Raw genomic sequence first — 26,987 nt, 5'->3', positions numbered from 1 at the left:
TTGCAGTCGATGTCGCTTGAATTGAAAACCAAATAAAACAAGAGGAGACACAATGAAACACATCAAATCGCTCATGCTGGCCACCGCCTTTGCCACCGCCGCATTGACCATTGCCGGCACCGCGCAGGCGCAAGTCCAAGAGCAGTACATCGCCCTGCCGTCCTACCGCGTGGGGCCGTATGCGGCCGGCGGCTCGGGCTTTTACGGCGGCATCATCGATTACTTCAACCTGGTCAACCAGGCCGGCGGCGTCAATGGCGTCAAGATCAGCTGGGAAGAATGCGAAACCGAATACAACCCGTCGCGCGGCGTGGAATGCTATGAACGCCTGAAAACCAAGCAGGGTGGCGCCACCCTGGTCGAAACCCTGTCGACCGGCGTCGCCTACGGCATCCTCGACCGCGTGGCGCAGGACAAGATCCCGATGACCATGATCGGCTACGGCCGCTCGGACGCGGCCAACGGCAAGGTCTTCCCGTATGTGTATCCGCTCATCTCCAGCTACTGGAGCCAGGCCGCCGCCATGATCAAATACCTGGGCGACAAGGAAGGCGGCATGGACAAGCTGAAAGGGAAAAAAATCGTCCACCTGTACCACGATTCGGCCTTCGGCAAGGAGCCGATGCCGGTGCTCGACGCGCTGTCGAAGCAGTATGGTTTTGAACTGATCAAGATTCCGGTCGCGCCGCCAGGCAGCGAACAGCAGTCGCAATGGCTGCAGATCCGCCAGGCCAGGCCCGATCACGTGATTTTGTGGGGCTGGGGCGTGATGAATTCGGTGGCCATCAAGACGGCGCAGCGCAACGGTTTCCCGCGCGAGAAAATGCTGGGCGTGTGGTGGGCCGGTTCCGAGGAAGACACGATCCCGTCGGGTGACGCGGCCAAGGGCTACAGCGCCATGAGCTTCAACACGCCTGGCAATTACCCCGTGCTCGACGATATCCGTAAAAAACTGTACGCGTCCGGCAAGGGCAACCTGGCCGACCAGTCGCGCATCGGTTCCGTGTATCACATGCGCGGCGTGACGGCCGCCATCCTGTGGGTCGAAGCGATCCGCACGGCGCAGGACAAGTTCGGCAAGGGCAAACCGGTCACCGGCGAGCAGCTGCGCTGGGGCCTGGAAAACCTGAACGTCGACGACGCGCGCCAGAAAGCCGTCGGCGCGCTGGGCATGTTCCCCACCGTGAAAACCAGCTGCGATGACCATGAAGGTTCGGGCGCCGTGAAGGTACAACAGTGGGACGGCAAGAAATGGACGGCCATCACGCCGAAGTGGATCGTCGGCGACAAGGCCCTGGTGCGCAAACTGGTCGAGGAATCGTCCGGCAAGTATGCGGACGAGAAGAAGATCACGCCGGCTTGCATGAAGTAAGCAGCGGTCGCGGTGGTGTCGGATTACGGCCTGCGGCCTAATCCGACCTACGCCGGCCGACACCGCATCCCGTAGGTCGGATTAGCCGAAGGCGTAATCCGACAAGCAACAATACAATATGAAAACGAAGCAGCCATGACACCCACTGCCACGCAAACGTCAGCCATTCCGCCGCCCTATTTGTCGGTCAACAATATCGAAGTCATCTACGACCATGTGATCCTGGTCCTGAAGGGCGTGTCGCTGCAGGTGCCGCAGGGGAAAATCGTCGCCCTGCTAGGCGCGAATGGCGCCGGCAAGTCGACCACCCTGAAAACGATCTCGACCCTGCTGCGCGGCGAACGCGGCGACGTCACCAAGGGCGAAGTGCAATTCAAGGGCGAACGGGTCGACCAGCTGACGCCGAATGAACTGGTGAAACGGGGCCTGTCGCAGGTGATGGAAGGACGCCACTGTTTCGGCCATTTGACCATCGAGGAAAACCTGCTGACGGGCGCCTACACGCGCAGTATTTCGCGCGCGGAGCTCAAGGATGCGCTGGAGAAGGTGTATCACTATTTTCCGCGCCTGAAAACGCGGCGCAGCAGCCAGGCCGGCTATACCTCGGGCGGCGAGCAGCAGATGTGCGCCATCGGCCGCGCGCTGATGGCCAGGCCGTCGATGATTTTATTGGATGAGCCGTCGATGGGCATCGCGCCGCAGATCGTCGAAGAGATCTTCGGCATCGTCAAGGACCTGAACCACAAGGAAAACGTGTCGTTTTTGCTGGCCGAGCAGAACACCAACGTGGCGCTGCGCTATGCGGACTTCGGCTATATCCTGGAAAACGGCCGCGTGGTGATGGAAGGCCAGGCCCAGGACCTGGCCAGCAATGAAGACGTCAAGGAATTCTACCTGGGCGTCTCCAGCGCCGGGCGCAAGAGCTTTCGCGACATGAAGTTCTACCGCCGCAGGAAACGCTGGCTGGCCTGAACAAAAAACCCTCACCTGCAACGCGCCTGGCCATCACGGATCGCCGGGCGTGCGGATCAACACGCACTGACATTGGAGAAGTACCGACATGACCGATACGCTCGACAGCCTGGAAACGCGCACCTTCGAGGCGCGCGAAAGCGAATTGATGGCCGGCCTGCCGCAGCTGATCGCGCGCGCGCAAGCGGCCCCCGGCTGGGCGCGCATCCTGGCCGGCGTCAACGCCAGCGACATCAGCAGCCGCGAGGCGCTGGCGCGGCTGCCCGTCACGCGCAAGTCCGACCTCAAGCAATTGCAGCAGCAAGAACTGCCGTTCGGCGGGCTCAATACCACGCCGAAAAACGCCCTGGCGCGCGTGTTCGTCTCGCCCGGCCCCATCTTTGATCCCGAAGGGCGCGGTGCCGACTGGTGGCGCTTTGCGCGGCCCATGTATGCGGCCGGCGTGCGCGCCGGCGGCCTGTTGCAGAACTGCTTTTCGTACCACTTCACGCCGGCCGCCTTCATGGTCGAAGGCGGCGCCGCGCGCATCGGCTGCACCGTAATCCCGGCCGGCATCGGCCAGACGGAAATGCAGGTACAGGCGATGGTGGACCTGAAGCCAGACACCTATATCGGCACGCCGTCATTTTTGAAACTGATCATCGAAAAGGCGCGCGAGATGGGCGCCGACATCAGCAGCGTCAAACAGGCCGTGATGGGCGCCGAAGCGCTGCCCGAATCCCTGCGCAGCTGGTTCGCCGCCAACGGCGTGCCGCATGTGTTCCAGACCTACGCCTCGGCCGACATCGGCAGCATCGCCTATGAAACGGCCAGCAACGGCAAGCTCAATCCGGGCATGGTGGTCGATGAAAACGTGCTGTTGGAAATCGTCCATCCGGGCAGCGGCACGCCGGTCGCCCCCGGCGAAGTGGGCGAAGTGGTGGTCACCGTCTTCAATGCCGATTATCCGCTGATCCGCTTTGCCACCGGCGATCTGTCGGCCGTGCTGGTCGACGCGCCGGCCTCGCCGTGCGGGCGCACCAATACCCGCATCAAGGGCTGGATGGGCCGCGCCGACCAGACCACCAAGGTGCGCGCCATGTTCGTCCATCCGTCGCAGGTGCATGAAATAGCGCGCCGCCATCCGCAGATCATCAAGGCGCGGCTGGTGGTATCGGGACGCATGGCCAACGACGAGATGACCCTGCATTGCGAAACGGACCAGCTGGACGATGGCGCGGGGGTGGAAGACATTATCGCGTCGATTCGCGAACTGACCAAGCTGCGCGGCGAGGTGCGGCTGGTGGCCCGCGGCAGTTTGCCGCTGGACGGGAAAATCATCGACGACGTGCGCGACTACACATAGCGCCATAGCACGCATGGGCCAAATTGCGGGATAATATCGGCATTAACCATCAGCCCTGTTCATCGCCATGCAAGAGTCCATGCAAGAATTTCATCACAACCGTGCCCGCGATCTGCTCAAGAACGCGGAGCTGCTGTTCGACCAGGACGCCGTGCAGGCGTCGATCACGCGCATGGCCGAAGTGCTCAATGCGCGCTACAACGCCGAGGGCACCAAGGACTTCCCGCTGGTGCTGGGCGTGATGGGCGGCGCGGTCGTGTTTACCGGCAATCTGCTGCCACAGCTGAGCTTCCCGCTGGAGTTCGACTACATTCATGTGAGCCGCTACGGCGACGACGACAAGGGTGGCGAAGTGGTGTGGAAAGTCATCCCGCGCTCGAACGTGGCGGGCCGCACCGTAATCGTGCTCGACGATATCCTCGACGAAGGCGAAACGCTGGCCCACGTCAAGCAGCGCCTGCTCGACATGGGCGCCGCCGAAGTCATCCTGGCCGTGTTTGCCGACAAAGCCATCGGCAAGAAAAAACCGGTGCAGGCCGATATCGTCGGACTGGTGATCCCGAACCGCTTCGTGGTCGGCTTCGGCATGGATGCGTACGGCTACTGGCGCAACCTGCCGGGGCTGTGGGCGATCAAGCCCGAGGATTTGAAGCAGGAGTGATTGGGGTGGCTGTTGTCGGATTACGCTGTGCTAATCCGACCTACCTGTTGCGACGATCGTAGGTCGGATTAGCGGCGGCACGCCGCGTAATCCGACACCACCACTACAGCTTCAACCGCGCCCGTGCAGCATCGTATTCGGCCGTCAAACGCGCCACCATCTCGGCCACCGTCGGCACATCATCCATCAGGCCCACGCCCTGCCCTGCGCCCCAGATATCGCGCCAGGCCTTGGCGCTGCCCGAGCCGAAATTCATCGCCGTCTTGTCCGCTTCCGGCAGCGCTTCCGGGTCCAGCCCGGCCGCCTCGATCGATTTTTTCAAATAATTGCCGTGCACGCCAGTAAACAGATTCGTGTAGACGATGTCGGCCGCGGCGGAATCGACGATGGCGTCGCGGTAGCCGTCGCTGACGTTCGACTCTTTCGTCGCCAGCCAGCGCGAACCGATATACGCGAAGTCGGCGCCCATCGCCTGCGCGGCCAGCACGGCGTCGCCGGTGGCAATCGCACCGGACAGCGCCAGCGGGCCGTCGAAGAATTTGCGCACTTCGCCCACCAGCGCGAATGGCGACAGGGTGCCCGCATGGCCGCCAGCGCCGGTCGCCACCAGAATCAGCCCATCGACACCCGCTTCCAGCGCCTTTTTCGCGTGGCGGATCGAGATCACGTCATGCAGCACGATGCCGCCATAGCTGTGGATGGCGTCGAGCATCTCCTTCGGCGGCGCGCGCAGCGAGGAAATGATGATGGGGATTTTATGCTTGACGCACACTTCCACGTCGTGCGCGAGGCGGTCGTTCGACTGGTGCACGATCTGGTTGACGGCGATCGGCCCCACTTTTTTATCGGGGTTGGCGGCCTGGAAGGCGGCCAGCTCGGCCTGCAGGTCGGTCAGCCAGGTGTCGAGCAATTCGGCCGGGCGCGCGTTCAGCGCCGGGAACGAGCCGACGATGCCGGCCTTGCACTGCGCCGCGACAAGGGCCGGACCGCTGGCGATGAACATCGGCGAGGCGATAACGGGAAGGGACAGGTTTTGCAGTGCTGCAGGCAATGCCATGGCGGACTCGCTGAAAAGTTGATCGGACGAACAGATTAAATACCAGAACAACGATTATAGATTAAAAAAAGTACGGTCGTGCTCTATTTTTAGTCCATCCGTTTTCAACCTTCGTTCAGCAGATACGCCCCCTCTATCCTGGCCGCCGCCGCGCGCACCAGCTGCGCCACCGCCCACTCGGCCAGGGCCTCGGTTTCCTGGCGCAGGAAGCGGCGGTTCGCCTCGCGGAACAGCGGCATCGCCTGCAATAGCGCCGGCACGTCGGCGAGCAGGATGCGCTGGCGCTCGAGCAGCAGGAATTTGAGCAGCACCTTGACGGCGTTTTGCGCGTTGCGCGCCGGCTCGGACGCCAGATAGTCCAGGCGCGAAAAGGCGCGCTGCAGCGCCCCGTTGATATCCGTGAACGGCCGGCCGTGGCCCGGTATCACCACCGCCACGTCCAGCCCGGCGATCAGCTCCAGGGTGGCGCGCGCCTCGGCAAAACCCGATGCGCCCTCCAGCTCCGGAAAGATCACGCCAAAGCCGTTTTCCCACAGCGCGTCGGCCGACACCAGGATGCCCTCGGCGGCGCAGTAAAAGATCAATGAATGGGGGTCGTGGCCCGGTGCGCCCAGCGCCTGCCATGCCAGGTCGGCCAGGGTCAAGCGGTCGCCCGGCGCAGTGGTGGCGTCGAAGCCGAAGCGCGGGCATTGCTGGCCGGTGGCCAGAAAGCTGAGCGCATCGACGTCCCAGGCGCGCACCTTGTCCGCTTCCGACACGGGAATCGCCGTGTGGCAGCCATATTCGGCCTGCAGCAGCGCGTTGCCGCCGCAATGGTCCGAATGCAGATGGGTGTTGAACAGCCGGTCCAGAGGCCGGCCTTGCAGGCTGTGGCGCAGCAGCGCCAGGGTTTGCGGCGCATGCGTGACATAGCCGCTGTCGATCAGCGCTACCTCGTCGCGGCCGTGCAGCACGATATTGTTCGACGACAGCCAGCCGCGCTCGAACACTTCGATGGAGTCGGGCAGCAACGTCATGGCGCTCTCAGTAATCGGGTTCGAAATCGAGCAGCGACTCGCGTCCCGGCAACTGGGCCCAGACGGCCCGCTTGAAGTCGTCGTCGGCCTTGCCCCAGGCGATGATCTCGTCGAGCGTGCGCAGACAGCCTTCGCACAAGCCGCTGTCGCGGTTCATCTTGCACAGGCTGATGCAAGGCGATGGCACCGGTGCGGGCAGGTCGGCGGAAAGTGCGGGAGAAGTCTGGGCCATCGTGAAAAGCATCTGTCAATTGAGGCATTCATTATGCCGCGAAACGCCCGCAGGGTGGGACAGTCGCAAAAACACTGACAGAGTGGCAAGAGTGCACACTTTTTGAGACTGATTTCACATTCTGTAGGACAAGACCCAGTACCAAAATCAGACGGGAAGGACTTGACTGGTATTATTTCAGGCCTATACTACCATCCATACAGATGGCAATTGGATGCCACATGGAGTTTATGGAGCGCTATGGCCACGCAAGAAAGCAAGCCCAAAATTGGGGAATCAGAAAAAATTACCATCAACCTGGGCCTGATCGACCTGGGCCAGATTGATCTGCTGGTGCAGGAGGGATTTTATTCCAACCGCACGGATCTGATCCGTACGGCGATACGCAACCAGCTGGGCACGCATGCCGACGTGGTGAAGCAGACGGTGGCGCGGCGCAGCCTGGTGTTGGGCATGCAGCATTATTCACGCGCCGACCTCGAGGCGATCCAGGCGGCCGGCCAGCGCCTGCAGATACAGGTACTGGGGCTGGCCAGCATTGCCAGCGACGTGTCGGTGGAACTGGCATTGGCCACCATCGAATCGATTTTTGTATTAGGTGCCCTGCACGCCAGCACCGTCGTCAAGACGGCGCTCGCAGGGCGAATTCACTAGCGCGACGGTCGCGGCACGCTGCCGGACCCGTTGCGCAAACCATGCAACAGTTAAGGACTGCCATGAAACTTCCGCACGACATGATGGCGCAAATGCGCGCCGCGACCAGCAAGCTGTTGAAAAACGGCCCGCACACCGCCACCGAAACGATCCAGAAAGCGCTGTCGGCGGCCGGCCTGATGCCGGCCGCCGGTGCAGCAACGCCGGCGCCGCACACGGCCGGCACGCCGCAACCGCGACCGATGCAGGACATCAATCCGCCGCCGGCCAACAGCCAGGCCAAAACAGCCCGGCCCGAGCCCGAAGCGAGCCAGGCGCAAACCCAGACTGCCCCGCTGCCGCCTACCCCCGCGCAGGTGGCGCAGGAATTCGCCCAGGACTTCATGGCGCGCCTGGGCGTGCCGGCCGGCCTGGGCCAGCACAGCTTCGACATGCCCAGCTTCGAGCTGCCGAATTTCCAGCCGTCCGGCATTCCCGGCTTTGGCGGCGCTGCCGCAACCCGCGCGCCGCTGCCCGAAGGTGCGCAGTTCATCGACGGCAGCTATGCCAACCATGCGGGCACGCGCTCCTATAAACTGTATATTCCGAGCGGCTACCATGGCCAGGCCATGCCGCTGATCGTGATGCTGCACGGCTGTACGCAGAACCCGGACGACTTCGCGGCCGGCACGCAGATGAATGCGGTGGCCGAGGAAAAGCAGTGTTTTGTCGTCTATCCGGCGCAAACCCAGGGCGCCAACAGCTCGCGCTGCTGGAACTGGTTCAATGCGATCGACCAGCAGCGCGGCCAGGGCGAACCATCGCTGATCGCCGGCATCACGCAGCAGATCATCGAGGAATACCCGGTCAATGAACGCGAAGTGTTTGTCGCCGGCCTGTCGGCGGGCGGCGCCATGGCCGTGATCGTCGGCACGCTGTATCCGGAACTGTTTGCCGCCGTCGGCGTGCATTCGGGCCTGCCGTTCGCTTCGGCGCAGGACTTGCCGTCGGCGCTGTCGGCGATGAAGGGCGGCGCCATGTCCAAACGCCAGGCGCCGGAAGGCGGCGTGCCCATCATCGTTTTCCACGGCGACCGCGACACCACCGTCAACCTGCGCAATGGCGAAGAAGTGATTGCGCAGGCGGTGCGTGGCCAGGATGCGCGCGCCGATTCCATCGACGGCAGCGTGCCGAATGGTCACCGCTACACGCGCACCACGCACAGCCAGGCGGACGGCTCGCCGCTCGGCGAATACTGGGTCATCCACGGCGCCGGCCACGCCTGGTCTGGCGGCAGCGACAGCGGCAGCTATACCGACGGCAAGGGGCCGGACGCCAGCCGCGAAATGATGCGCTTCTTTACGACACTGGGCTGAACGCCGCCACCTGGCGCCGCTTGTCCGCCATCTCGCGCACACCGTCGGCGTAGCGGCTGGAAATGGCCTGGAACTCGTGCTGGATACGCAGGAAGGCGTCGACGATGTCGGCGTCAAAATGCGTGCCGCGCCCTTCGGCGATAATCTTCACGGCGTCCTCGTGGCGCATGCCGTCCTTGTAGATGCGGCAGCTGATCAGGGCGTCGTAGACATCGGCCAGCGCCATCAGGCGCGCCGAGATCGGGATCTGTTCGCCGGCCAGCCCTTGCGGATAACCGGTGCCATCCCATTTTTCATGGTGGCTGTAGGCGATCTCTTTCGCGTATTTCAAGAAGTCGACCTCGATGCCAAGCTCGCGCTCGGCCGCCAGGATGGCGTCGCGTCCCAGCGTGGTATGGGTCTTCATGATGGCCATTTCATGCGGCTCGAAGCGTCCTGGTTTCAGCAGGATATGGTCGGGGATGCCCACCTTGCCGATATCGTGCAGGGGCGCCGTCTTGAACAGCAGTTCGATCGTCTTGTCGGTCAAAAAATCGCGGAAGCGCGGCAAGTGGCGCACCTGCTCGGCCAGCGCCTTCAGGTAATGCGAGGTGCGGCGGATATGGTTGCCGGTTTCGCTGTCGCGCGTTTCGGCCAATGAGGCCATGGCGTGGATGGTGACGTCCTGCAGTGCGGCCACTTCCTGCACCCGGCGCTCCACTTCGCTTTCCAGGTAATGGTTCTGGTCGCGCAAAAAATCCTGCATGCGCTTCATGCCCAGCTGGGTCTTGATGCGCGCCAGCACCAGGGGCGCCGAAATCGGTTTGGTGATGTAATCGACGGCGCCCAGCGCCAGTCCCAGCTGCTCGTCGGCCACCTCGCTCATGGCGGTGACGAAGATGACGGGGATATTGGCGGTGGCCGGATCGGCTTTCAGCGCGCGGCACACGTCGTAGCCGCTCATGCCGGGCATCATGATATCGAGCAGGATCAGATCGGGCTGGTCGCCACCGGCGGCGATCTTCAGGGCGCGCTCGCCGTTGACGGCGATCTTGGTGCGGTAATCGTCTTCGAGCACCGCGCGCAGCAGGTCGATATTGTCGGGAGTATCGTCGACCACCAGGATGGTCGGCTTGCTGTTCAATGCCTTCATGAGTGTCCTGTCTGCGGTGTATGCAGTGTCAAATCGAGCGCGGCGGCCGTTTCGCCCAGCTGCGCCAGCGCACCTTCAAAATCGTATTGTCCCAGCATGCGTTTCAACTGGCGCGCATGTTCGGCCTGGCCGGCCGCCACCAGCATGGAGGCAATGCCGTCGAGATGCTTGACCGCCTGCGCATCATCCTGCAACAGCAGCTGCGACAGCTCGCGCAAGCGCGCTTCCAGCTGCGCGCGGTCCACCTCCGCCACCGCCGGACCTTGCCTTGGTGTGCTCCTGCCCTGCATCGCCTGCGCGATCTTCGGCACCAGTTCATCGAGCGCCAGGGTGCACGCCTCCAGGGCCTGCGGCAAGCCGTCGTGCGAACCGAGGCTGAGCAGATGCTCGACCCGCGCCGCGCTGTCGGCCAGGCCGCCGGCGCCGATATTGCCGGCCAGTCCCTTCAGGGTATGGGCGACACGGATCGCCGTTTCCAGCTGGTTGTTCTCGATCGCGCTGGCGATGCGCAGCATGGCGTCGAACTGGGTCTCGACAAAGCGGTCCAGCAATTTTCGCATCAAATTGACATTCCCGCCCACACGCCGCAGGGCCTCGGCCATCATCAGGCCCGGCACCACCGGCAAGGCCCCATCGAGCTGCGCCTGCGGCTGCGCCATCTCCTGCGCCACGGCCCGCGGCGCGCTTGGGGCCACCCAGCGCGCCAGGGTGCCGAACAGCTGCGCCACGTCGATCGGCTTGGCGATGAAATCGTTCATGCCGGCGTCCAGGCATTTCTCCTTGTCGCCGACCATGGCGTTGGCCGTCATGGCGATCACCGGCAGGTTCGAATAGCGGGCGTCCTGGCGCAGCTTGCGCGTGGCCTGGTAGCCATCCATCACCGGCATCTGGCAATCCATCAGCACGCCGTCGTAGTTGTTCTCGGCGATTTTCGCCAGCGCGATGGCGCCATTGCCGGCGATGTCGACGCGGATGCCGGCGTCGCTCAATATCTGCTGCGCCACTTCCTGGTTTACCTCGTTGTCTTCCACCAGCAGCAGCCAGGCGCCGCGCAAGGCCCGTTCGTCTTCCTTGTAGCTGCTCTGGCGCTGCGTCTTGCGGCTTTGTCCGGTGACGCCGCCAAACACAAAGGATATCTGGTCGAGCAGGCTCGATGCGCTGACCGGCTTGTTCAACACGCCGTCGAGCGGCAGCTCGCGCTGGCGCGCCGCTTCCAGCAGCGCTTCGCGGTGATACGCGGTGACCATGATGCAGGCCGGCGTGGCGTCGATGCCGGGCGACCCGGCGCGGATCGCGGCCAAGGCGTCAAGGCCGTTCATGCCCGGCATTTTCCAGTCCATCAGCACCAGGCCAAACGGGCGGCCTTCACCACGCGCCTGCGCCACCGAGGCGATCGCCGGCGCGCCGCCGGGCACCGCACGCGCGTCGAAACCGAGGCTGGCCAGCATGCTGACAAAAATCTCGCGCGCGCTGGCATTGTCGTCGACCACCAGTACGCGCAGGCCGGCAAATTGCGGCAGTGGCTGCAAATGCGGCAGCTGATCGCGGCGCACGGCGGCCAGGCCGAAGCGCGCCGTAAAGAAGAAGGTGCTGCCCACGCCCGCCACACTGTCGAGACCTATCTCGCCTTCCATCATTTCCACCAGGCGCTTGCTGATGGTCAGTCCCAGGCCCGTGCCGCCATGGTGGCGCGTGGTCGAGGTATCGGCCTGGGTAAACGCCTGGAACAACTTGCTGCGCTGGGGCGGCGTCAGGCCAATGCCGGTGTCGCGCACGTCGACCCGCAGCACGGCCGCATGGTCCTCCAATGTCTGCAGGCGGATGGTGACGACGATCTCGCCCTTGTCGGTAAACTTGATGGCGTTGTTGGTGAGGTTGATCAGCACCTGCCCCAGGCGCAGCGGGTCGCCCTGCAGCGCATTGGGCACGTCGGCGGCTACGTCGAACAGCAGTTCCAGGCCCTTGTCCTGGGCCCGCATCACGGACAGGTCGGCGATCTGCGCCAGCACGTCTTCGAGGAAAAAATCGACTTTTTCAAACGTCATCTTGCCGGCCTCGATCTTGGAAAAATCGAGGATGTCGTCGATGATGGCCAGCAGATTCTTCGACGCCGATTCGACCTTGTCGAGGTAGTTGCGCTGGGTCGGCGTCAGCTCCGTCTGCAGGGCCAGGTGGGTCATGCCGATAATGCCGTTCATCGGCGTGCGGATTTCATGCGACATATTGGCCAGGAAATCGGACTTCATCTTGGTCGCGTCTTCGGCCACCTCCACCGCATGGCGCAGGTCCTGTTCCAGCGCCAGGCTGATGCTCATGTTTTTCAGCGCCTGCATCAATTCGCCCGTCTCGTCGCGCGAATCGACGTCGATCACGGAACTCAGGTCGCCATTGGCCACGCGCGTGGCGATCGCCACCGCCTGGCCCAGCGGGCGCGTGATCGAGCGCGCCGACCAGGCAAACGCCAGCCCCACCAGCAGCGCGGCCAGGCCGATGCCGCCCATCAGCAGCAGGGACGTGTCGATGTCGCTGCGGATGCGCGCCGCGCTGTCGCTGATCTGCTGCTGCTGCAAGCCGTCGAGCTGGCCCACGTACAGCAGCACTTGCTCCAGCATCGGCAGGGCGCTCGTCTGCAAGGTCGTTTCGGCGCCCGCATGCTCGCCATCCTCCACTTGCGCGAAGATCCGGCGCAGCGCGACAAAATAATCGGCGCGCGCGCGGCGGATCTGCTGCAGCAGGTGCCGCTCTTCGGCACGCGCATCGAGGCTTTCCAGGATGCGCATCTGGCCATCGATGCCCTCCTTGATCGCTTCCAGGCGGGCCTGGTTTTCCTGCCGCAGTACCTCGCTTTGCAGGATCGGCAGGCTGACGATGCGCGTGGCCGCCTCGCGCGCCATCGCATGGATCTTGCTGGTCGCCTTGGAGGCGACCCAGTCGCGCTGCAGGATATCGTCGGTCTCGGCGCGGATCGCGTAGATGCGGCTGCCCGACAGCACGATCACCACCAGCATCAGCACGATCAGAATGGCGTAGCCCGCATTGATGCGCACGCCGATGCGGATATCCTTGAAACGCATGACTATTTCCTTACGGTAACTCTCAAAAGCACAGTCTGACGGGATTGCCCCGGCCCTAGCAAGATCAAATGCAAAGGAAACCGCCAGTGGCCGCGCTTATTTCGATGGCGCGGACGTCGATGAGGACAGCGGCAGGCCGGCGATATGCGCGCGCAGGCAGGCCGGGCACCAGCAGCCGGTGGCGCTGTTGCCAGGCAGCGGCACGGCCGCTGGCAGGGCCGCGCACCAGCATGGTCCGCTGGCCGCTGGGTCAACCTGGCCGCAGCTGAAGGGGGCGCCGCAAAGCGTGCAGAGGCTCATGAGTACTAATGAATTGACAACTGTGTGACACACGCCTGTCGGGCGCGAAGCAGGTGTAACTGGCGGTAAAAAGGCTGGTGGACGTGCATATCGGGCCAGACTATAGGATCGCCAGGGAAAATACAACAGGATCGTCCTATAATGCCTCCAAGATTTTCGTCTTCCCTGTAAAATCCCACCTATCTATTTTCCGGACTCGCCATGAATCAACTCGCTAAATTGAACCTGGACATGAATGACGACTTGACGGCCGTATCGCCGCAAATCAAGGCGCAGATTCTGGCCGAGGCCCTGCCCTATATCCGTAACTTCCACGGCAAGACCATCGTCATCAAATACGGTGGCAATGCCATGACCGACGAGCGCCTCAAGCACGGCTTCGCGCGCGACGTGATCCTGCTCAAGCTGGTCGGCATGAACCCCGTCGTGGTGCACGGCGGCGGACCGCAGATCGACAACGCGCTGAAAAAAATCGGCAAGCAAGGCACCTTCGTGCAAGGCATGCGCATCACCGACGAAGAAACCATGGAAGTGGTGGAGTGGGTGCTGGGCGGCGAAGTGCAGCAGGACATCGTCATGCTGATCAACCACTACGGCGGCCAGGCTGTCGGCCTGACCGGCAAGGACGGCGGCTTGATCCGCGCGCGCCGCATGCAGATGCCGGACCGCGAAAAGCCGGGTGAATTCCTCGACATCGGTTTTGTCGGCGAGATCGACGCCATCAATCCGGCCGTCGTCAAGGCGCTGCAGGACGACGCCTTCATTCCCATCATTTCGCCGATCGGTTTCGGCCAGGACGGCCAGGCCTACAACATCAACGCCGATGTGGTGGCCGGCAAGATCGCGGAAATCCTGAAAGCGGAAAAGCTGATCATGATGACCAATATCGCCGGCGTGCAGGACAAGCAGGGCAACCTGGTGACCGATCTGTCGGCGCGCGAGATCGACGAGATGTTCGCCGACGGCACGATTTCAGGCGGCATGCTGCCAAAAATCTCGTCCGCGCTGGACGCCGCCAAGTCCGGCGTGAACACCGTGCACATCATCGATGGCCGCATCGAACACTCTTTGTTGCTGGAAGTGTTGACCGAGCAGGCTTTTGGTACTATGATCCGTTCGCACTAAAAAATTCGCAGCACATCGCGAGCAGCACGGCGGCGCACTCACCTGGCGCCGCTTTCAATTTGCCCTTGTAGCTCAGTGGTAGAGCACTCCCTTGGTAAGGGAGAGGCCACGTGTTCGATCCACGTCAAGGGCACCAACTATTTATACCCCGTAGCTGAAAAAACGTCCATGACTGCGTTGCCTCGCCTCGCCGTACATGCGTACTGTCTTCGGCTCGACGCCTTGTCCTGAACGTTTTTCCATCTACTTGGCCGCCTGTGTTGCGCGGCTGGGCTGCCTTCAGCTTATTTCTTTGTTGTTCAATAAATCCGTTCTACCTTCAGGCCCTTCTTGCGCAAGAGGTCGGGGACGCTTTGCTGGCCGACCAGGTGCAGCACGCCGATGGCGGCGAGGCTGGATTTTTCTTGCTTGAGCAGGTTGGCGATGCCGTCGGCGAGGGCGGGGTTGCGGCCATCGAGCAACACTTTTTGCACGAATCGGGCGGCGAAGGAGGGGTCGGTGGCGGCTTTGGTGGCCAGGCGCTCGAAGGCGGCGGCATCGGCCGTGCGCCAGGCCTGGGCGATTTCGCGCGCTTCTTCTTTTTGATCCTTGTCTTCGATCGAGGCGACGCTGTCTTCCAGGAAGCGGCATTGCTCGTCCGGGGTCATGCCGCCGAACAGCGCCAGTTGGCTTTCCATCGATTCGAGTTCCAGCACCGGAATGCGGCGCTGCTTGGCCTGCTGCGACAGATAGCTGTCGACGGCCAGGTCGGCGCGGTAGCCGAGGGTGGAAAATTCGCTGATGGCCAAGACACTGGCCAGCATCCACGGTTTCATCGGCGCCGCCGCCTCGGCGGGAATCCCGTATTTCTGCAACAGCGGGGCCACGCGCGGCGCCAGCGCCTGGCGGCAGTCGGCAGGTGCCTTGCCGCCCGGCGCATCCATGCCGTATTTCAGCACGGCGCTGGCGGCCAGGCGCGGGTCGGCGGTGGGATCGATCTCCAGCGCCAGCGCGCCGGCCTCGTGCAGGGCGCGCGTGACGGTGGGCTCCAGCGGATAAAAATCGGGCGCGCCGACGTGGATGGTCCCGAACAAATACAGGGTGTGGCTGGCGTCCTGCACCTTGAACAGCGCGCCCCGGTTGACGGCCGCAGGCGGCGCTTCGGCAAAGGCCGCCGGAAGGGGCAGCAAGAATAATCCGCAGAACATCACTATAATCTGGCGTCGCATGGTTTTCCTGATCGTTAAATTTTCGTCGTTCATTTTGATTGCTAGAGACTCTCGTGCCCGTGCTCCATCTTAATCGCTCCTCGCCCGTCTGGCTGTTCGACCTCGACAACACCCTGCACAACGCCTCGCACGCCATCTTCCCGCTCATCACGGCCAATATGAACACCTATATTGCGCGCGTGCTCGGCGATGGCGTGACGCCGGCCGACGACGCCATCGTCAACGCGGCGCGCGCGGCCTACTGGCGCCGCTATGGCGCCACCTTGCTGGGCATGGTCAAGCACCACCAGGTGCCGGCCGCGCATTTTCTCAGCGAGACGCATGCCTTTACGGATTTGCCGTCGATGATACGCGCCGAGCGGGGCCTGGGTGCCTTGCTGCGGCGCCTGCCTGGCCGTAAAATTTTGCTGACGAATGCGCCGCTGCGCTATTCGAGCGACGTGATGCGCCATTTGCGGCTGCGCCGGCATTTTACCCATCATGTGGCGATCGAAGCGATGCATGTGCACCGCCAGCTGCGTCCGAAACCGTCGACCCTGATGCTGCGCAAGTTGCTGCGCAAGCACCATATCCAGGCCAGCCGTTGTATTTTGGTTGAAGATACGCTGGCCAATCTGAAGGGCGCCAAAAAGATCGGTTTGCGCACGGCGTGGGTCACGCAATACCTGAAAATGGCCGATCCCATCGGCATGGCGCGGCTGCCCAAAGCGTTAAATCGCCCCGCTTACGTCGATGTCAAAGTAAAATCTGTCCGGCATTTGGCACGCCGCCTTCATCGCCTGCGCTGAAGGGGACCTTCTCCGCCGTCCGGTTGATCCCGGATCGCGGGCCGCTAGCGGCGGTTTCGAACTCCCCTCAAGGCAGCATTTTTTTTAACTATAAGAGAAAACATGGCAAGCACACCGCCGGGCCAACGCAGGCTACAAATTCTTCAGGCCCTCGCCGCAATGCTGGAGCAGCCGAAAGGCGAAAAGATCACCACGGCCGCACTGGCCGCCAGGCTGGCCGTCTCCGAAGCGGCGCTGTACCGCCATTTCGCCAGCAAGGCGCAGATGTTCGAAGGGCTGATCGAATTCATCGAGTCGAGCGTCTTCGGCCTGATCAACCAGATCACGGAAAAGCACAGCGACGGCCTGTCGCAGACGCGCGACATCGTCGGCATGCTGCTCAATTTCGCCATCAGCAATCCGGGCATGACGCGCGTGCTGATCGGCGACGCGCTGGTCAATGAAGACGAGCGTCTGCAAGTGCGCATGAACCAGTTCTACGACCGCGTCGAACTGTCGCTCAAGCAGGCCTTGCGCGTGGCGGCCGCCGAAGGCCATGGCAAGGAAAGCGAAGTGTCGGCGCGCGCCACCCTGCTGGTCAGCTTCGTCATCGGCCGCTGGCACCGCTACGCCAAGAGCGGCTTCAAGATCAATCCGTCCCAGGAAGCGGCGCTGCAAATCGCCATGCTGCTGGGCTGATTCCATCGCCGCTGTTGCCATGAGTGCCGACTGCTACGCCCTGCTTGACGACGCCGCCAGCCCGGGCGCCGGCTCGCGGCTGTACACGGGCGTGGCGGGCGTGCTGCGCTGCGATGCCATCGAGCAGTGGCCGGCACTGCTGGACGGCCTGGAAGCGGCCTTACAACGCGGCCTGCATGCCGTCACGGTATGCAGCTACGAACTGGGCGCGCATCTGCTGGCGACGCCGCCGCGCGCGGCTGATGGCGACGCGCCACCGCTGGCACAGGTGCTGCTGTTCAAGCACTGCGCGCATTTGTCGCAGGATGACGTGGCGCATTGGCTGGCAGCCCAGGCGCCGGCTGGCGAGACACCGGCCGGTATCGCCGGGGTCAATGCCAATATCGACCAGCGGCAGTTCACGCAGGCCTTGGCCCGCATCCACGACTATATCGCCGCCGGCGACACCTACCAGGTCAATTACACATATCGGCTGCGCTTCGACGCGTTTGGCGCGCCCGCCGCCCTGTATGCGCGGCTGCGCGCGCGCCAGCCGGTGCCGTATGGCGCGCTGGTCATGCTGCCCGATGGCGGCGCCCTGCTGTCGCTGTCGCCCGAACTGTTCGTGCGCCATGCGCACGGTGAATTGACGGCGCGGCCGATGAAAGGCACGGCGCCTGCGGCACCGGCGGATCAGGAAGAGGAAAACACGCGCCGCGCGCTGGCACTGGCGCAGGATCCGAAAAACCGCGCCGAAAACCTGATGATCGTCGACCTGCTGCGCAACGATATCGGCCGCATCGCCGACACCGGCACGGTGCAGGTGCCGGCCCTGTTCGACGTCAAACGCTACAGCAGCGTGCTGCAGATGACCTCCACCGTGCAGGCCCGGCTGCGCCAGGACGCCACACTGGCCGATATCTTCCAGGCGCTGTATCCCTGCGGCTCGATCACGGGCGCGCCCAAGCGGCGCACCATGGAAATCATCGCCGAACTCGAACCCGATCCGCGCGGCATTTATACCGGGGCGATCGGCTGGTTCGATCCGCCCGCGCCAGATTCAGCGCACGCGGTGGGCGACTTCTGCATGTCGGTGCCGATCCGCACGCTGGCCCTGCAGCCTGTTGATGCCGCCAGCGGCACCCGCCGCGGTGAACTGGGCGTGGGCGCCGGCATCGTTTACGACAGCGTGGCGGACGAGGAATTTGCCGAATGCCGGCTCAAGGCGCGTTTCCTGACAGGTTTGAGCAACGACTTCGAACTGTTCGAGACCCTGCATGCCAGCCGCGCGGACGGCTGCCGCCAGCAGGCGCGCCACCTGGCGCGCTTGAGCGCATCGGCCCGCTACTTCGGCTTTGCATGGGATGAAAGCCTGGCGATCGCCGCGCTGCAGGCCGCTTGCGCGGAGCGGCCGGACGATACGCCCTTCCGCCTGCGCCTGGCCCTGGCATACGATGGCGGGTTCAGCGTGCAGAGCGGCGCGCTGGCGCCCCTGCCCGCCACCGTCACGGTGATGCTGGCGTCCGATGCAACGGACAGTGGCGACCTGTTCCTGCGCCATAAAAGCAGCGTGCGCGCCCGCTACGACGCCGCCTGGCGTGCCGCCGAGGCGCAGGGCTGCTTCGACATGCTGTTCTTTAACGAGCGCGATGAACTGACCGAGGGTGGGCGCAGCAATGTGTTCGTCCAGCTGGACGGGCGCTGGCATACGCCGCCGCTATCTTGCGGCTTGCTGCCCGGCGTGCAGCGCGCGGCCATGCTGGCCGACCCGGCCTGGGATGCCCGGGAAAGCGTGATCACGCGCGCCATGCTGACCAGCGCACAGCAGATTGTGGTGTGCAATGCGCTGCGCGGGGCGATGCCAGCACAACTCGTTTAGAGATCGATTTTCATTTCGTAACCGCCGTAGACCATGCGCTTGCCGTCAAACGGCAATTTTTCCGGATCCATGTATTCCTTCATGCGCGGATCTTTCATCACCTTGTCATTGATCTCGTCACGCCTGGCGCGCGATTCGTAGACGATCCAGGAAAAGATCACCACTTCGCCGTCCTGCAGGTCGACCGCCTGCGGGAACGAGGTCCACTTGCCCGGCTTGACATCGTCGGCCACGCATTCGCGAAATTCGAGCGCGCCCAGGTCGCGCCAGATGGCGCCACAGGCACGCGACATGGTCAGATAGTCCTCCAGCCGGTCCTTGGGCACCGGCACCACGAATCCATCGACATACGCCATGATGTTCTCCTTGTCAGCTGTTGTAGAGACTCCAGCAGGCAGCTTAGGACAGCGATGCCAGAATGACAAGCGCGGCGTTACAAAAAAACCGGCGCGCGGGCCGGTTTGTTCTTACATCGCCAGCGCCTTTTCGACGGCGCCCACCAGTTTCTTGTCTTCCGGCGTGACCTTGCTGGGGAAGCTTTCCAGCACCTTGCCATTGCGGTCGATCAGGTATTTATGGAAGTTCCAGGCCGGCGTCTTGCCGGTCTGCTTGATCAGGTCCGCATAGAAGGGGTTCGGCGTGGAACCGGACACCACCGATTTGGCGAACATGGGGAATTTCACGCCATAGGTGTTGTAGCACAGGTCGGCGATATCCTTGCTGTTGCCCGGTTCCTGGTTGCCGAAGTCGTTCGACGGAAAGCCCAGCACCACCAGGCCCTTGCTGCCGTACTTGGCATACAGCGCTTCGAGGCCTTCGTACTGCTTGGTAAAGCCGCAATAGCTGGCCGTATTGACGACCAGCACGACCTTGCCCGCGTACTGGCACAGGTTTTGCGGCGCTTCATCCTGCAGGCGGTTGAAGGTCTGCTTGAGAATGGCCGGGCAGGCAGCTGGCGCGGCGGCGGCCGGGGCGGCGGCGGCAGCGGCGACCGGCTGGGCGGCAAAAGCGGGCAGGCCCGCACACAGGGCGGTCAACGCGAACAGCTGGGCAATAGTCTTGGACATGCGGGCACCATGATGAAAGGATAAAAAAGCATTCTATGCCAATCCTTGCGCGCGCGTGTGCGGCACCGATGCCACTGCGGCGATTGAGCGATATCAAGCCCAGCACAGTGCTTGCCCACAGCACATTATTTTTGCCTATGCTCGGCCTACCCCATTGCCAGGAAATGCCATGAACCGTCCAGCCATCCATGCCCTGCTTGCCGCCAGCCTGCTGCTGGCGCCGCAAGTACACGCCATTACCAGCCCCGTCAAGCCGACGGCCCCGAAAAGCGAGGCATCCGCCCTGCCCGCGCTGCAGGTGGACTTGCGCCAGACCACGGTGTCCGGCCTGTCGTCGGGCGGCTATATGGCGGCGCAGTTCGCCGTCGCCTATTCGGCCACCGTCAGCGGCGCCGGCATCATCGCCGGCGGGCCGTATTACTGCGCCAGCCAGCCGGGCCGCTTTCCGTATATCGCCTACCTGAACAATGCCCTGACCACCTGCATGAACCCGGGCGACGCGCAGGTATCACCGCCGGACGCGGCCGGCCTGCTGCGCGCGGCGCAGGACTTTGCGCGCGACCGGCTGATCGACGACACCGGCAATTTGCAGCGCCAGCGCATCTACCTGTTCAGCGGCACCCGCGACCAGACCGTGACGCGGCCGGTGGTGGAGCAGGTGGCCAGGTTCTACCAGCTGGCCGGCACCCCGGCGGTCAATATCCGCTTTGCCGACACGGTGACCGCCGGCCACGCCATCATTACCGACAGCCTGCAGGACTCGGCCTGCGCCAGCACCCAGCCGCCATTCATCAACAACTGCGGTTTTATCCAGGCGCGCGACATCTTGCAGCATCTGTACCAGGACCTGCAGCCATCTTCCACCACCTTGAAGGGCAAGCTGATCGCTTTCAATCAGCGCGGCTTTATCAAGAGTTCCTATTCCAGCATGGGCAATACCGGCTACGCCTATATTCCCGCCGCCTGCAACAGCGAAAGCTGCCGCGTGCACGTGGTGTTCCACGGCTGCCTGCAAACCACGCAGGCGATAGGTGACCAGTTTTATACGCGCACCGGCTACAACCAGGTCGCCGATGCGAACAAGATCGTGGTGCTGTATCCGCAGGTGGAACCGAGCCCGATCTACCCCTACAACCCGAAAGGCTGCTGGGACTTCTGGGGCTACACCAGCATCAATCCACTGGAGCCGGACTTTTACCGCCAGAGCGGCACGCAGATGGAAGCGGTCAAGAACATGCTCGACCGCCTGGCCGCGCGCAGAGGGTCGCGCTAGGTTTTTTACTCGACTTTATAGGATGACAGTTTCGGGTCCGGCGCCGGGTAGGCCAGCTTCATCGCCTGCAAGGTTTCCAGCAGCAGGGACGCCACTACCAGGTTGCGCTGGGTCTTGGAATTGGCCGGCACCACATACCAGGGCGCGTGATCGGCGTCGGTCTCGCGTATCGCCGTCTGGTAGGCGCGCTGGTAGTCATCCCATTTCTTGCGCTGCGCAATATCGTTCGGGTCGAACTTCCACTGGCGGTCGGGATCGTCCAGCCGCTCCTGCAGGCGGCCGCGCTGTTCATCCTTGGAGATATGCAAAAAGATCTTCAGGATGACGGTGCCGGTCTCGCTCAGCATGCGCTCGAAATCGCGGATCTGCGCGTAGCGGCGCTCGCATTCGGGCTTGGTGATCATGTCCTGCACGCGCGTGATCAGCACGTCTTCATAATGGCTGCGGTTGAAGATCGCGATCTCGCCTTTCACAGGCACATGCTGGTGCACGCGCCACAGATAGTCGTGCGCCAGTTCGATATCGGTAGGCCCCTTGAAGGCCACGGCGCGGATGCCCATCGGGTTGATATTGCTGAAGATGGCTTTTACCGTGCCATCCTTGCCCGAGGTGTCCATGCCCTGCAATACCAGCAGCACTTTCTGCTTGCGCTGCGCGTACAGCATGCTCTGGCACTCGGCGATCTGCGCCGTCAGGGCCACGGTTTCCTCGCGGTCCAGCGCCTTGCACTGGGCGGCTGTCAGCTTCTTGTTGGCGGCCTTGGTGGCGGCGCCCAGCAAGCGCTTGCCCGCGAAATCCTCGTTCAGATCAAACCCTTTGCCGGCGCGGAACTGCGTGCGCGCCTTCATGCCGTCACCGCCAGGTTGCGGTGCTCGATCTTCGTGCAGTGATCCATCACCACCTCGAGACCGGCGGCGCGGGCGATCGCCGCCGCTTCTTCGTTGACGACATCGAGCTGCAGCCACAAACAGCCGGCCGCGATGGTGACGGCTTCCTGCGCGATCGGCACAATGTCTTCGGACTTGCGGAAGCAGTCGACGATATCGATACGCTGCGGGGCCAGCGCGCTGGCCGCTTCGGTAAGGGTGGCAAAGACGCGCTGGCCCAGTACCTGCTGGCCGGCCAGCGCCGGGTTGACGGGCACGACCTGGTAGCCGTGCCCGATGAGGTATTCGGCCACCTCATGGCTGGCGCGTTCTGGTTTGTCGGACAGGCCGACGATGGCGATAATGCGGGCGTCTTGCAGGATGCGGGGAATATGGGACATGGTCTGGGCTTCGGCAGGCGTGCGACATTGCCCGCCTAGCGTAGCAGATTCAGGCCGGCATGGGAGCCAGCCTGAAGAGGTGGACGCCTATTTGCGCACGGCCGCCATCTGCGCCACGAACTCGCGCGCGCGGCTGGTGACGGCCGCGTAATCGCCCTTGGCGCCCGGGCCACTGAGGCTGCCGCCGATGCCGACCGCGATGGCGCCGTTGGCAAACCATTCACCAAGGTTCTCTACCGTGACGCCGCCGGTCGGCATCAACGGCGCGTGCGGCAACGGCGCGCGCAGGGCCTTGATATAGGCAGGGCCGAACATCTCGGCCGGGAACACCTTGACGATATCGGCGCCGGCCTGCAGGGCCGTGACGATTTCGGTCGGCGTCATGGCGCCCGGCATGGCCAGCACCTGGTAGCGCTGGCACACGGCAATGGTGTCGACATTGACGCCCGGCGAAATGATGAACTGGGCGCCGGCCAGTATCGCCGCGCGCGCCGTTTCAGGGTCCAAGACCGTACCCGCGCCCAGCAGCACGTCCTGGCCATGACGCTCGCGCAGGGTGCGCAGTACGCCCAGGGTGTCGGGCGTGGTGAACGCCACTTCCAGCGCCGTCACGCCGCCGGCGATGCACGCCTCGGCGATCTGTACCGCCGCTTCGGGCGAGTCGGCGCGCACGATGCCCACCATGCCGCGTTCAAGGATGCCTTGAAAAACTGTTTGCTTCAACATGCTGATACTCCTGATTGGTTGGTCAGACTGGCAGTGCGTTGAAACGCACTTCGGGCAAGCCGCGCACGCCGTCGATGCGCGCATGGAACAGGCCACCGGCCTGCGGTTCCGCCGCCAGTTGTTCCGGCGTCAGGTTTTCCTGCGCCGTGGTGATGAATACCTCGTTGTAGGCAGCGCCCCCCACGCTCACGCAGCTGGGCTGCGAGACGGGCAAGGTGACTTGCCGGGCTATGCTGCCATCGGGCGCAAAGCGCAGCACGCGCGAGGCGCCCCACTGCGCGCTCCACAGGTAACCGTCAGCATCGATGGTGGCGCCATCCGGTGCGCCAGGCTCACCGGCCAGATGCGCAAACACCTTGACCCGGCTGGCATCGCCGCCGAGATAATCGTCCCAGCGCCAGATCACGCCCTGGATCGAATCGCAGAAATACATGGCCGCGCCATCGACGCTGAAGCAGATGCTGTTCGAGATCGCCACGTTCGGCAGCGGCAGGCGCTCCAGCGTCAAATCGAGATTGAGGCGGTAGAAGCTGCCGATGGCATCGCGGCACGGGCGCTCGTCCAGGGTGCCGAACACGAAGCGGCCCTGGCGGTCGCAGCGGCCATCGTTCAGGCGCGTCATCGGCAGGTCTTCCTCCACCACGTGCAGGGTGGTGACGGCGCCGCTGCGCAGGTCATGCCAGGCCAGGCGCGAGGCCAGGCCCAGCAGCAGCACATGCTCGTCGTGCGTCAAGGCAAAGCAGGCCAGGCGCTCGGGCATGGCCCAGGTCTCGCGCACGCCCGTGGCCAGGGTCAAGGCATGCAGCTTGCAGCCTTCGATATTGGTCCAGAACACGCGCCCGCTGCGTTCGCACCAGCGCACGCCCTCGCCCAGGAAATCCTGGGAGTCGACCAGCAGGTCGGCTTTTGATTCAGCTTTTGTCTCCATTTTTTTCCTTTTTTTTTACCCCAGAAGCAAAAACTGGGGTCGAACGGGGACGCCGAGTCCCTAGGGTCCGACCCCGGAACTTGCACTTGGGCTTAATGCGACTCGCGTGGCACTGCCGACCCACGGCAACCGACCAGGAAGTCCAGGTCGGCGCCTTCATCGGCCTGCATCACGTGCTTGATATACATCGACTGGTAGCCGCCGCGCATGGTTGGTGCAATCGGCTTCCATTCGGCGCGGCGACGCGCCAGTTCTTCGTCCGACACTTCCAGGTGCAGGCGGCGGCCATGCACGTCGAGCTCGATCATGTCGCCATCGCGCACCAGCGCCAGCGGGCCGCCGGCGGCCGCTTCCGGCGCCACGTGCAGCACCACGGTGCCGTAGGCCGTGCCGCTCATGCGCGCGTCCGAAATACGCACCATGTCGCGCACGCCCAGTTCCAGCAGTTTCTTCGGCAGGCCCATGTTGCCCACTTCGGCCATCCCCGGATAACCCTGCGGACCGCAGTTCTGCAGCACCATGATGCAGCTGGCGTCGATGTCCAGGTCCGGATCGTCGACCCGTTCCTTGTAATGCTCGATGCTGTTGAAGACCACGGCGCGGCCGCGGTGCTGCATCAGTTCCGGCGAAGCGGCCGATGGCTTGATGACGGCGCCGCGCGGCGACAGGTTGCCGTGCAACACAGCGATGCCGCCTTCATCCTTGAATGGCTGTGCCAAAGGCGTGATGACTTCCGGGTTGAAGTTTTCCGCTTCGGCCACGTTGATGGCCATGGTGGCGCCGGTCACCGTCAGCGCTTCGCCGTGCAGCTTGTCCAGCAGGTCGCGGATGATGACGGGCAGGCCGCCCGCATAGTAAAAATCTTCCATCAGGTACTGGCCCGACGGCATCAGGTTCAGCAGGCATGGAATGTCGCGGCCCAGGCGGTCCCAGTCGGCCAGGCGCATGTCGACGCCGATGCGCCCGGCAATCGCCAGCAGGTGGATCACGGCATTGGTCGAGCCGCCGATGGCACCGTTGACCATGATGGCGTTTTCGAACGCGTCGCGGGTCAGCACCTTCGACAGCTTCAGGTCTTCATGCACCATGTCGACGATGCGGCGGCCCGTCAGCTGCGCCTGCAGCTTGCGGCGCGAATCGACGGCCGGAATGGCGGCATTGCCCGGCAAGGTCACGCCCAGCGCCTCGACCATGCTGGCCATGGTGGAAGCCGTGCCCATCGTCATGCAGTGGCCGGCCGAGCGCGACATGCACGATTCGGCCTGCTTGAATTCGGCGGAGGTCATGCGGCCGGCGCGCACGTCTTCGGAGAATTTCCACACATCGGTGCCCGAGCCGATCGGCTTGCCGCGGTAATTCCCGTTCAACATCGGGCCGCCCGACAGCACGATGGTCGGCAGGTCGACGCTGGCCGCACCCATCAGCAGGGCCGGGGTGGTCTTGTCGCAGCCGGTCAGCAGCACCACGCCGTCGATCGGGTTGGCGCGGATCGATTCTTCCACATCCATGCTGGCCAGGTTGCGGAACAACATGGCGGTCGGGCGCAGATTGGTCTCGCCCAGCGACATCACGGGGAATTCGACGGGAAAGCCGCCCGCTTCGAGCACGCCGCGCTTGACCATTTCGGCCAGGTCGCGGAAGTGGGCGTTACATGGCGTCAGTTCGGACCAGGTATTGCAGATGCCGATCACCGGACGGCCATCGAAGGCGTCGCTGGGGAAACCCTGGTTCTTCATCCAGCTGCGGTGAATGAAGCTGTCCTTGTCGTCGCCACCAAACCACGATTGCGAGCGTAATACTCGTTTGTTCTTTTGCTCGCTCACGCGGCCTCCTGCTGTGAAATCAAGCCGCGCGCGGCGGCAATTAAAAGGGCTCCATGGCCCGCCAAATTGGCTTGCTGTCCATCGTCGACGACGATGCGCTTGCCGTAAAAAAATCCGTGTTCTTCGATCAATAATGCCAGCGCCTGGCGCAGCATGGCCTTGCCCGTGATGACCAGGGTCGTCTCGGGCCGCATCTGGATGGCGCTGCTGTTGCGCAGCGCCAGCAAGTCGCCGCTGAGCACCGCACCCATCAGGAAATTGGCGCGTTCATTGCGCTCGACGGCGCCGAACTGGCCCAGGGTGCGCACGCTGAAGCAGGCGCGCGCCAGGCCCGTCTTCTGCGCGGCGGCGGCGCCGGCCAGCAGCATCTTCGGCACCAGCGACTCGGCAAAGTCGCCATCGACCGACTGGCGTATCAGGGTGTGTTGGGTAATCGCCTGCAGCAGTTCGCCGGCGATGGTGGTGGCGCAGCCCATGATGCGTCCCCGCTCGTCAACGCTGACCAGCTTGGTATGCGAACCGGGCATGATGAGGGTGGCCGGATCCTGCAACTGCAGGCGGTCCAAGAGGCCGATCACCTCCGTCTCTTCGCCGCGCATCATGTCCATCGCTTCGGCATTGTGCAGGCCGATGGCGCCATGCTGGTTACGCACGCCCGGCACCAGCCACAGGGGCTGGGCCAGCACGTCGGGCAGCTCGACCGCCTGCATGCCCTGCGCCAGCTGCGCCAGGCCGGCCGGCGCCGGCAGATGCGGTATTTCCTTGACGCCCATCGGCGAGGTGATCATGCCCGAGGCCAGCACCAGGCCCACCTCGGCGCTGGTGATCGCCGCCTGCGATTGCACGGTGGCGATGCTGTCGCGCAGCGCCTGCTTCAGTGCGCCGTTATGGCCATCGATGGCCGTATTGCGCACACCGATTTCCTGTGACGCCTGGGCGATGACGGCGCCGTCCCGCCATAACAGGGTACGCGTATTGGTGGTGCCGGCATCGATGGTGATTATATTCATGGGCAAGTTTCGCAGCGTCGGTAAAAAGAGGGGCTAAAAACTGCCCTATGGTAGAACCGCGCGGCA

26 protein-coding genes and 1 tRNA gene are annotated in these 26,987 nt (G+C 63.5%); 12 read left to right on the top strand and 15 right to left on the bottom strand.

Going from position 1 to position 26,987, the window contains the following annotated elements:
• The first annotated feature begins 52 nt into the window (after nucleotides 1–52).
• The 4 genes from ACP7B7_RS14945 (at nucleotide 53) to ACP7B7_RS14930 (ending at nucleotide 4,350) form a co-directional block, all read left to right on the top strand.
• Nucleotides 53–1,372: an ABC transporter substrate-binding protein gene (locus ACP7B7_RS14945; protein ID WP_426077149.1), complete on the top strand. Its 1,320-nt coding sequence runs from the start codon at nucleotides 53–55 to the stop codon at nucleotides 1,370–1,372.
• Between the two features lie 135 nt (nucleotides 1,373–1,507).
• On the top strand, nucleotides 1,508–2,344 hold the full coding sequence (locus ACP7B7_RS14940; RefSeq protein WP_426077148.1) for an ABC transporter ATP-binding protein: 837 nt from the start codon (nucleotides 1,508–1,510) through the stop codon (nucleotides 2,342–2,344).
• Nucleotides 2,345–2,432: 88 nt separating this feature from the next.
• A complete protein-coding gene (locus ACP7B7_RS14935) occupies nucleotides 2,433–3,689 on the top strand; it encodes a phenylacetate--CoA ligase family protein (RefSeq protein WP_426077147.1) in 1,257 nt (418 codons plus the stop codon).
• Nucleotides 3,690–3,768: 79 nt separating this feature from the next.
• A complete protein-coding gene (locus ACP7B7_RS14930; protein ID WP_308923300.1) occupies nucleotides 3,769–4,350 on the top strand; it encodes a hypoxanthine-guanine phosphoribosyltransferase in 582 nt (193 codons plus the stop codon).
• Nucleotides 4,351–4,453: 103 nt separating this feature from the next.
• On the opposite strand, the gene ACP7B7_RS14925 is transcribed toward ACP7B7_RS14930, so the two are convergent.
• The 3 genes from ACP7B7_RS14925 to ACP7B7_RS14915 all read right to left on the bottom strand — a co-directional run bounded on the left by ACP7B7_RS14925 (nucleotide 4,454) and on the right by ACP7B7_RS14915 (nucleotide 6,655).
• Nucleotides 4,454–5,407 (bottom strand): NAD(P)H-dependent flavin oxidoreductase, encoded by a 954-nt coding sequence (locus tag ACP7B7_RS14925; protein ID WP_426077146.1) that lies wholly within the window; start codon nucleotides 5,405–5,407, stop codon nucleotides 4,454–4,456.
• 104 nt (nucleotides 5,408–5,511) lie between these two features.
• Nucleotides 5,512–6,423, bottom strand: coding sequence for an MBL fold metallo-hydrolase (locus ACP7B7_RS14920; protein ID WP_426077145.1), 912 nt, complete (start codon nucleotides 6,421–6,423; stop codon nucleotides 5,512–5,514).
• A gap of 7 nt (nucleotides 6,424–6,430) precedes the next feature.
• Nucleotides 6,431–6,655, bottom strand: coding sequence for a DUF1289 domain-containing protein (locus ACP7B7_RS14915; RefSeq protein WP_426077144.1), 225 nt, complete (start codon nucleotides 6,653–6,655; stop codon nucleotides 6,431–6,433).
• Between the two features lie 240 nt (nucleotides 6,656–6,895).
• Between ACP7B7_RS14915 and ACP7B7_RS14910 the strand changes: the two genes are divergently transcribed.
• Together ACP7B7_RS14910 and ACP7B7_RS14905 are read left to right on the top strand one after the other, a co-directional pair.
• Nucleotides 6,896–7,309: a CopG family transcriptional regulator gene (locus tag ACP7B7_RS14910; protein WP_308923295.1), complete on the top strand. Its 414-nt coding sequence runs from the start codon at nucleotides 6,896–6,898 to the stop codon at nucleotides 7,307–7,309.
• Between the two features lie 62 nt (nucleotides 7,310–7,371).
• Entirely contained in the window at nucleotides 7,372–8,664 is a 1,293-nt protein-coding gene (locus ACP7B7_RS14905; RefSeq protein ID WP_426077143.1) for an extracellular catalytic domain type 1 short-chain-length polyhydroxyalkanoate depolymerase, read from the top strand.
• Here the strand turns inward: ACP7B7_RS14905 and ACP7B7_RS14900 are convergent.
• The 3 genes from ACP7B7_RS14900 to ACP7B7_RS14890 form a co-directional block, all read right to left on the bottom strand.
• A complete protein-coding gene (locus ACP7B7_RS14900) occupies nucleotides 8,648–9,796 on the bottom strand; it encodes a response regulator (RefSeq protein ID WP_426077142.1) in 1,149 nt (382 codons plus the stop codon). The two genes, ACP7B7_RS14905 and ACP7B7_RS14900, sit on opposite strands and share 17 nt — an antisense overlap.
• Complete coding sequence (locus tag ACP7B7_RS14895; protein WP_426077141.1) at nucleotides 9,793–12,870, bottom strand: response regulator; 3,078 nt, start codon at nucleotides 12,868–12,870, stop codon at nucleotides 9,793–9,795. Before ACP7B7_RS14895 ends, ACP7B7_RS14900 begins: the two co-directional genes overlap by 4 nt.
• Nucleotides 12,871–12,966: 96 nt before the next feature.
• Nucleotides 12,967–13,170: a cysteine-rich CWC family protein gene (locus tag ACP7B7_RS14890; protein WP_308923291.1), complete on the bottom strand. Its 204-nt coding sequence runs from the start codon at nucleotides 13,168–13,170 to the stop codon at nucleotides 12,967–12,969.
• A 231-nt stretch (nucleotides 13,171–13,401) separates the two neighbouring features.
• Between ACP7B7_RS14890 and argB the strand changes: the two genes are divergently transcribed.
• Both argB and ACP7B7_RS14880 read left to right on the top strand, forming a co-directional pair.
• Nucleotides 13,402–14,295, top strand: coding sequence for an acetylglutamate kinase (gene argB, locus ACP7B7_RS14885; RefSeq protein ID WP_065307827.1), 894 nt, complete (start codon nucleotides 13,402–13,404; stop codon nucleotides 14,293–14,295).
• Between the two features lie 61 nt (nucleotides 14,296–14,356).
• Nucleotides 14,357–14,431 (top strand) — tRNA-Thr (locus ACP7B7_RS14880).
• A gap of 163 nt (nucleotides 14,432–14,594) precedes the next feature.
• Here the strand turns inward: ACP7B7_RS14880 and ACP7B7_RS14875 are convergent.
• Complete coding sequence (locus tag ACP7B7_RS14875; protein ID WP_308923290.1) at nucleotides 14,595–15,464, bottom strand: TraB/GumN family protein; 870 nt, start codon at nucleotides 15,462–15,464, stop codon at nucleotides 14,595–14,597.
• Between the two features lie 92 nt (nucleotides 15,465–15,556).
• Here ACP7B7_RS14875 and ACP7B7_RS14870 point away from each other — a divergent pair, with 92 nt between their 5' ends.
• The 3 genes from ACP7B7_RS14870 (at nucleotide 15,557) to pabB (ending at nucleotide 18,827) form a co-directional block, all read left to right on the top strand.
• Nucleotides 15,557–16,291, top strand: a complete 735-nt coding sequence (locus ACP7B7_RS14870; protein ID WP_308923289.1) for an HAD-IA family hydrolase — start codon at nucleotides 15,557–15,559, stop codon at nucleotides 16,289–16,291.
• Between the two features lie 102 nt (nucleotides 16,292–16,393).
• Nucleotides 16,394–16,969 carry a nucleoid occlusion factor SlmA gene (slmA, locus tag ACP7B7_RS14865; RefSeq protein ID WP_308923288.1) on the top strand — a complete coding sequence of 192 codons (576 nt, stop codon included), beginning with the start codon at nucleotides 16,394–16,396 and terminating at the stop codon, nucleotides 16,967–16,969.
• Between the two features lie 19 nt (nucleotides 16,970–16,988).
• Nucleotides 16,989–18,827, top strand: a complete 1,839-nt coding sequence (gene pabB / locus ACP7B7_RS14860) for an aminodeoxychorismate synthase component I (protein WP_426077140.1) — start codon at nucleotides 16,989–16,991, stop codon at nucleotides 18,825–18,827.
• Here the strand turns inward: pabB and ACP7B7_RS14855 are convergent.
• Entirely contained in the window at nucleotides 18,824–19,183 is a 360-nt protein-coding gene (locus ACP7B7_RS14855; protein ID WP_426077139.1) for a DUF1428 domain-containing protein, read from the bottom strand. The genes pabB and ACP7B7_RS14855 overlap by 4 nt on opposite strands.
• A 111-nt stretch (nucleotides 19,184–19,294) precedes the next feature.
• Entirely contained in the window at nucleotides 19,295–19,894 is a 600-nt protein-coding gene (locus ACP7B7_RS14850) for a glutathione peroxidase (RefSeq protein WP_426077138.1), read from the bottom strand.
• A 169-nt stretch (nucleotides 19,895–20,063) separates the two neighbouring features.
• Here ACP7B7_RS14850 and ACP7B7_RS14845 point away from each other — a divergent pair, with 169 nt between their 5' ends.
• Nucleotides 20,064–21,167 carry an extracellular catalytic domain type 2 short-chain-length polyhydroxyalkanoate depolymerase gene (locus ACP7B7_RS14845; protein WP_426077137.1) on the top strand — a complete coding sequence of 368 codons (1,104 nt, stop codon included), beginning with the start codon at nucleotides 20,064–20,066 and terminating at the stop codon, nucleotides 21,165–21,167.
• Between the two features lie 5 nt (nucleotides 21,168–21,172).
• Here the strand turns inward: ACP7B7_RS14845 and ACP7B7_RS14840 are convergent, their stop codons facing one another.
• From ACP7B7_RS14840 to ACP7B7_RS14815, 6 genes are all read right to left on the bottom strand, one after another.
• Nucleotides 21,173–22,015 carry a PPK2 family polyphosphate kinase gene (locus ACP7B7_RS14840; protein WP_426077136.1) on the bottom strand — a complete coding sequence of 281 codons (843 nt, stop codon included), beginning with the start codon at nucleotides 22,013–22,015 and terminating at the stop codon, nucleotides 21,173–21,175.
• Nucleotides 22,012–22,434 carry a CoA-binding protein gene (locus ACP7B7_RS14835; RefSeq protein WP_426077135.1) on the bottom strand — a complete coding sequence of 141 codons (423 nt, stop codon included), beginning with the start codon at nucleotides 22,432–22,434 and terminating at the stop codon, nucleotides 22,012–22,014. Before ACP7B7_RS14835 ends, ACP7B7_RS14840 begins: the two co-directional genes overlap by 4 nt.
• An 87-nt stretch (nucleotides 22,435–22,521) precedes the next feature.
• Complete coding sequence (locus tag ACP7B7_RS14830; RefSeq protein ID WP_426077134.1) at nucleotides 22,522–23,160, bottom strand: bifunctional 2-keto-4-hydroxyglutarate aldolase/2-keto-3-deoxy-6-phosphogluconate aldolase; 639 nt, start codon at nucleotides 23,158–23,160, stop codon at nucleotides 22,522–22,524.
• Between the two features lie 22 nt (nucleotides 23,161–23,182).
• Nucleotides 23,183–24,088, bottom strand: a complete 906-nt coding sequence (locus tag ACP7B7_RS14825) for an SMP-30/gluconolactonase/LRE family protein (RefSeq protein WP_426077133.1) — start codon at nucleotides 24,086–24,088, stop codon at nucleotides 23,183–23,185.
• A 92-nt stretch (nucleotides 24,089–24,180) separates the two neighbouring features.
• On the bottom strand, nucleotides 24,181–25,911 hold the full coding sequence (araD, locus tag ACP7B7_RS14820; RefSeq protein WP_426077132.1) for an L-arabinonate dehydratase: 1,731 nt from the start codon (nucleotides 25,909–25,911) through the stop codon (nucleotides 24,181–24,183).
• Nucleotides 25,908–26,921, bottom strand: coding sequence for a 2-dehydro-3-deoxygalactonokinase (locus tag ACP7B7_RS14815; protein ID WP_426077131.1), 1,014 nt, complete (start codon nucleotides 26,919–26,921; stop codon nucleotides 25,908–25,910). The genes araD and ACP7B7_RS14815 overlap by 4 nt, the downstream gene beginning before the upstream one ends.
• Nucleotides 26,922–26,987 lie beyond the last annotated feature (66 nt).

The organism is Janthinobacterium sp. PSPC3-1, from assembly GCF_049896105.1.
In the GTDB taxonomy this organism is placed as follows: domain Bacteria; phylum Pseudomonadota; class Gammaproteobacteria; order Burkholderiales; family Burkholderiaceae_D; genus Janthinobacterium.
The sequence above is the reverse complement of the archived record's forward strand: the minus strand, read 5'-3'. Positions and strand labels throughout refer to the sequence as shown.

What these genes read in the sequence shown, in the direction of transcription:
- ACP7B7_RS14825 (WP_426077133.1), bottom strand. Translation starts at nt 24,088, where the DNA reads ATGGAGACAAAAGCTGAATCAAAAGCCGACCTGCTGGTCGACTCCCAG.
- ACP7B7_RS14940 (WP_426077148.1), top strand. Translation starts at nt 1,508, where the DNA reads ATGACACCCACTGCCACGCAAACGTCAGCCATTCCGCCGCCCTATTTG.
- ACP7B7_RS14855 (WP_426077139.1), bottom strand. Translation starts at nt 19,183, where the DNA reads ATGGCGTATGTCGATGGATTCGTGGTGCCGGTGCCCAAGGACCGGCTG.
- ACP7B7_RS14905 (WP_426077143.1), top strand. Translation starts at nt 7,372, where the DNA reads ATGAAACTTCCGCACGACATGATGGCGCAAATGCGCGCCGCGACCAGC.
- ACP7B7_RS14930 (WP_308923300.1), top strand. Translation starts at nt 3,769, where the DNA reads ATGCAAGAATTTCATCACAACCGTGCCCGCGATCTGCTCAAGAACGCG.
- ACP7B7_RS14915 (WP_426077144.1), bottom strand. Translation starts at nt 6,655, where the DNA reads ATGGCCCAGACTTCTCCCGCACTTTCCGCCGACCTGCCCGCACCGGTG.
- ACP7B7_RS14890 (WP_308923291.1), bottom strand. Translation starts at nt 13,170, where the DNA reads ATGAGCCTCTGCACGCTTTGCGGCGCCCCCTTCAGCTGCGGCCAGGTT.
- pabB (WP_426077140.1), top strand. Translation starts at nt 16,989, where the DNA reads ATGAGTGCCGACTGCTACGCCCTGCTTGACGACGCCGCCAGCCCGGGC.
- ACP7B7_RS14835 (WP_426077135.1), bottom strand. Translation starts at nt 22,434, where the DNA reads ATGTCCCATATTCCCCGCATCCTGCAAGACGCCCGCATTATCGCCATC.
- slmA (WP_308923288.1), top strand. Translation starts at nt 16,394, where the DNA reads ATGGCAAGCACACCGCCGGGCCAACGCAGGCTACAAATTCTTCAGGCC.
- ACP7B7_RS14830 (WP_426077134.1), bottom strand. Translation starts at nt 23,160, where the DNA reads ATGTTGAAGCAAACAGTTTTTCAAGGCATCCTTGAACGCGGCATGGTG.
- ACP7B7_RS14845 (WP_426077137.1), top strand. Translation starts at nt 20,064, where the DNA reads ATGAACCGTCCAGCCATCCATGCCCTGCTTGCCGCCAGCCTGCTGCTG.
- ACP7B7_RS14945 (WP_426077149.1), top strand. Translation starts at nt 53, where the DNA reads ATGAAACACATCAAATCGCTCATGCTGGCCACCGCCTTTGCCACCGCC.
- ACP7B7_RS14935 (WP_426077147.1), top strand. Translation starts at nt 2,433, where the DNA reads ATGACCGATACGCTCGACAGCCTGGAAACGCGCACCTTCGAGGCGCGC.
- ACP7B7_RS14900 (WP_426077142.1), bottom strand. Translation starts at nt 9,796, where the DNA reads ATGAAGGCATTGAACAGCAAGCCGACCATCCTGGTGGTCGACGATACT.
- ACP7B7_RS14850 (WP_426077138.1), bottom strand. Translation starts at nt 19,894, where the DNA reads ATGTCCAAGACTATTGCCCAGCTGTTCGCGTTGACCGCCCTGTGTGCG.
- ACP7B7_RS14910 (WP_308923295.1), top strand. Translation starts at nt 6,896, where the DNA reads ATGGCCACGCAAGAAAGCAAGCCCAAAATTGGGGAATCAGAAAAAATT.
- ACP7B7_RS14925 (WP_426077146.1), bottom strand. Translation starts at nt 5,407, where the DNA reads ATGGCATTGCCTGCAGCACTGCAAAACCTGTCCCTTCCCGTTATCGCC.
- ACP7B7_RS14840 (WP_426077136.1), bottom strand. Translation starts at nt 22,015, where the DNA reads ATGAAGGCGCGCACGCAGTTCCGCGCCGGCAAAGGGTTTGATCTGAAC.
- ACP7B7_RS14920 (WP_426077145.1), bottom strand. Translation starts at nt 6,423, where the DNA reads ATGACGTTGCTGCCCGACTCCATCGAAGTGTTCGAGCGCGGCTGGCTG.
- ACP7B7_RS14895 (WP_426077141.1), bottom strand. Translation starts at nt 12,870, where the DNA reads ATGCGTTTCAAGGATATCCGCATCGGCGTGCGCATCAATGCGGGCTAC.
- ACP7B7_RS14815 (WP_426077131.1), bottom strand. Translation starts at nt 26,921, where the DNA reads ATGAATATAATCACCATCGATGCCGGCACCACCAATACGCGTACCCTG.
- argB (WP_065307827.1), top strand. Translation starts at nt 13,402, where the DNA reads ATGAATGACGACTTGACGGCCGTATCGCCGCAAATCAAGGCGCAGATT.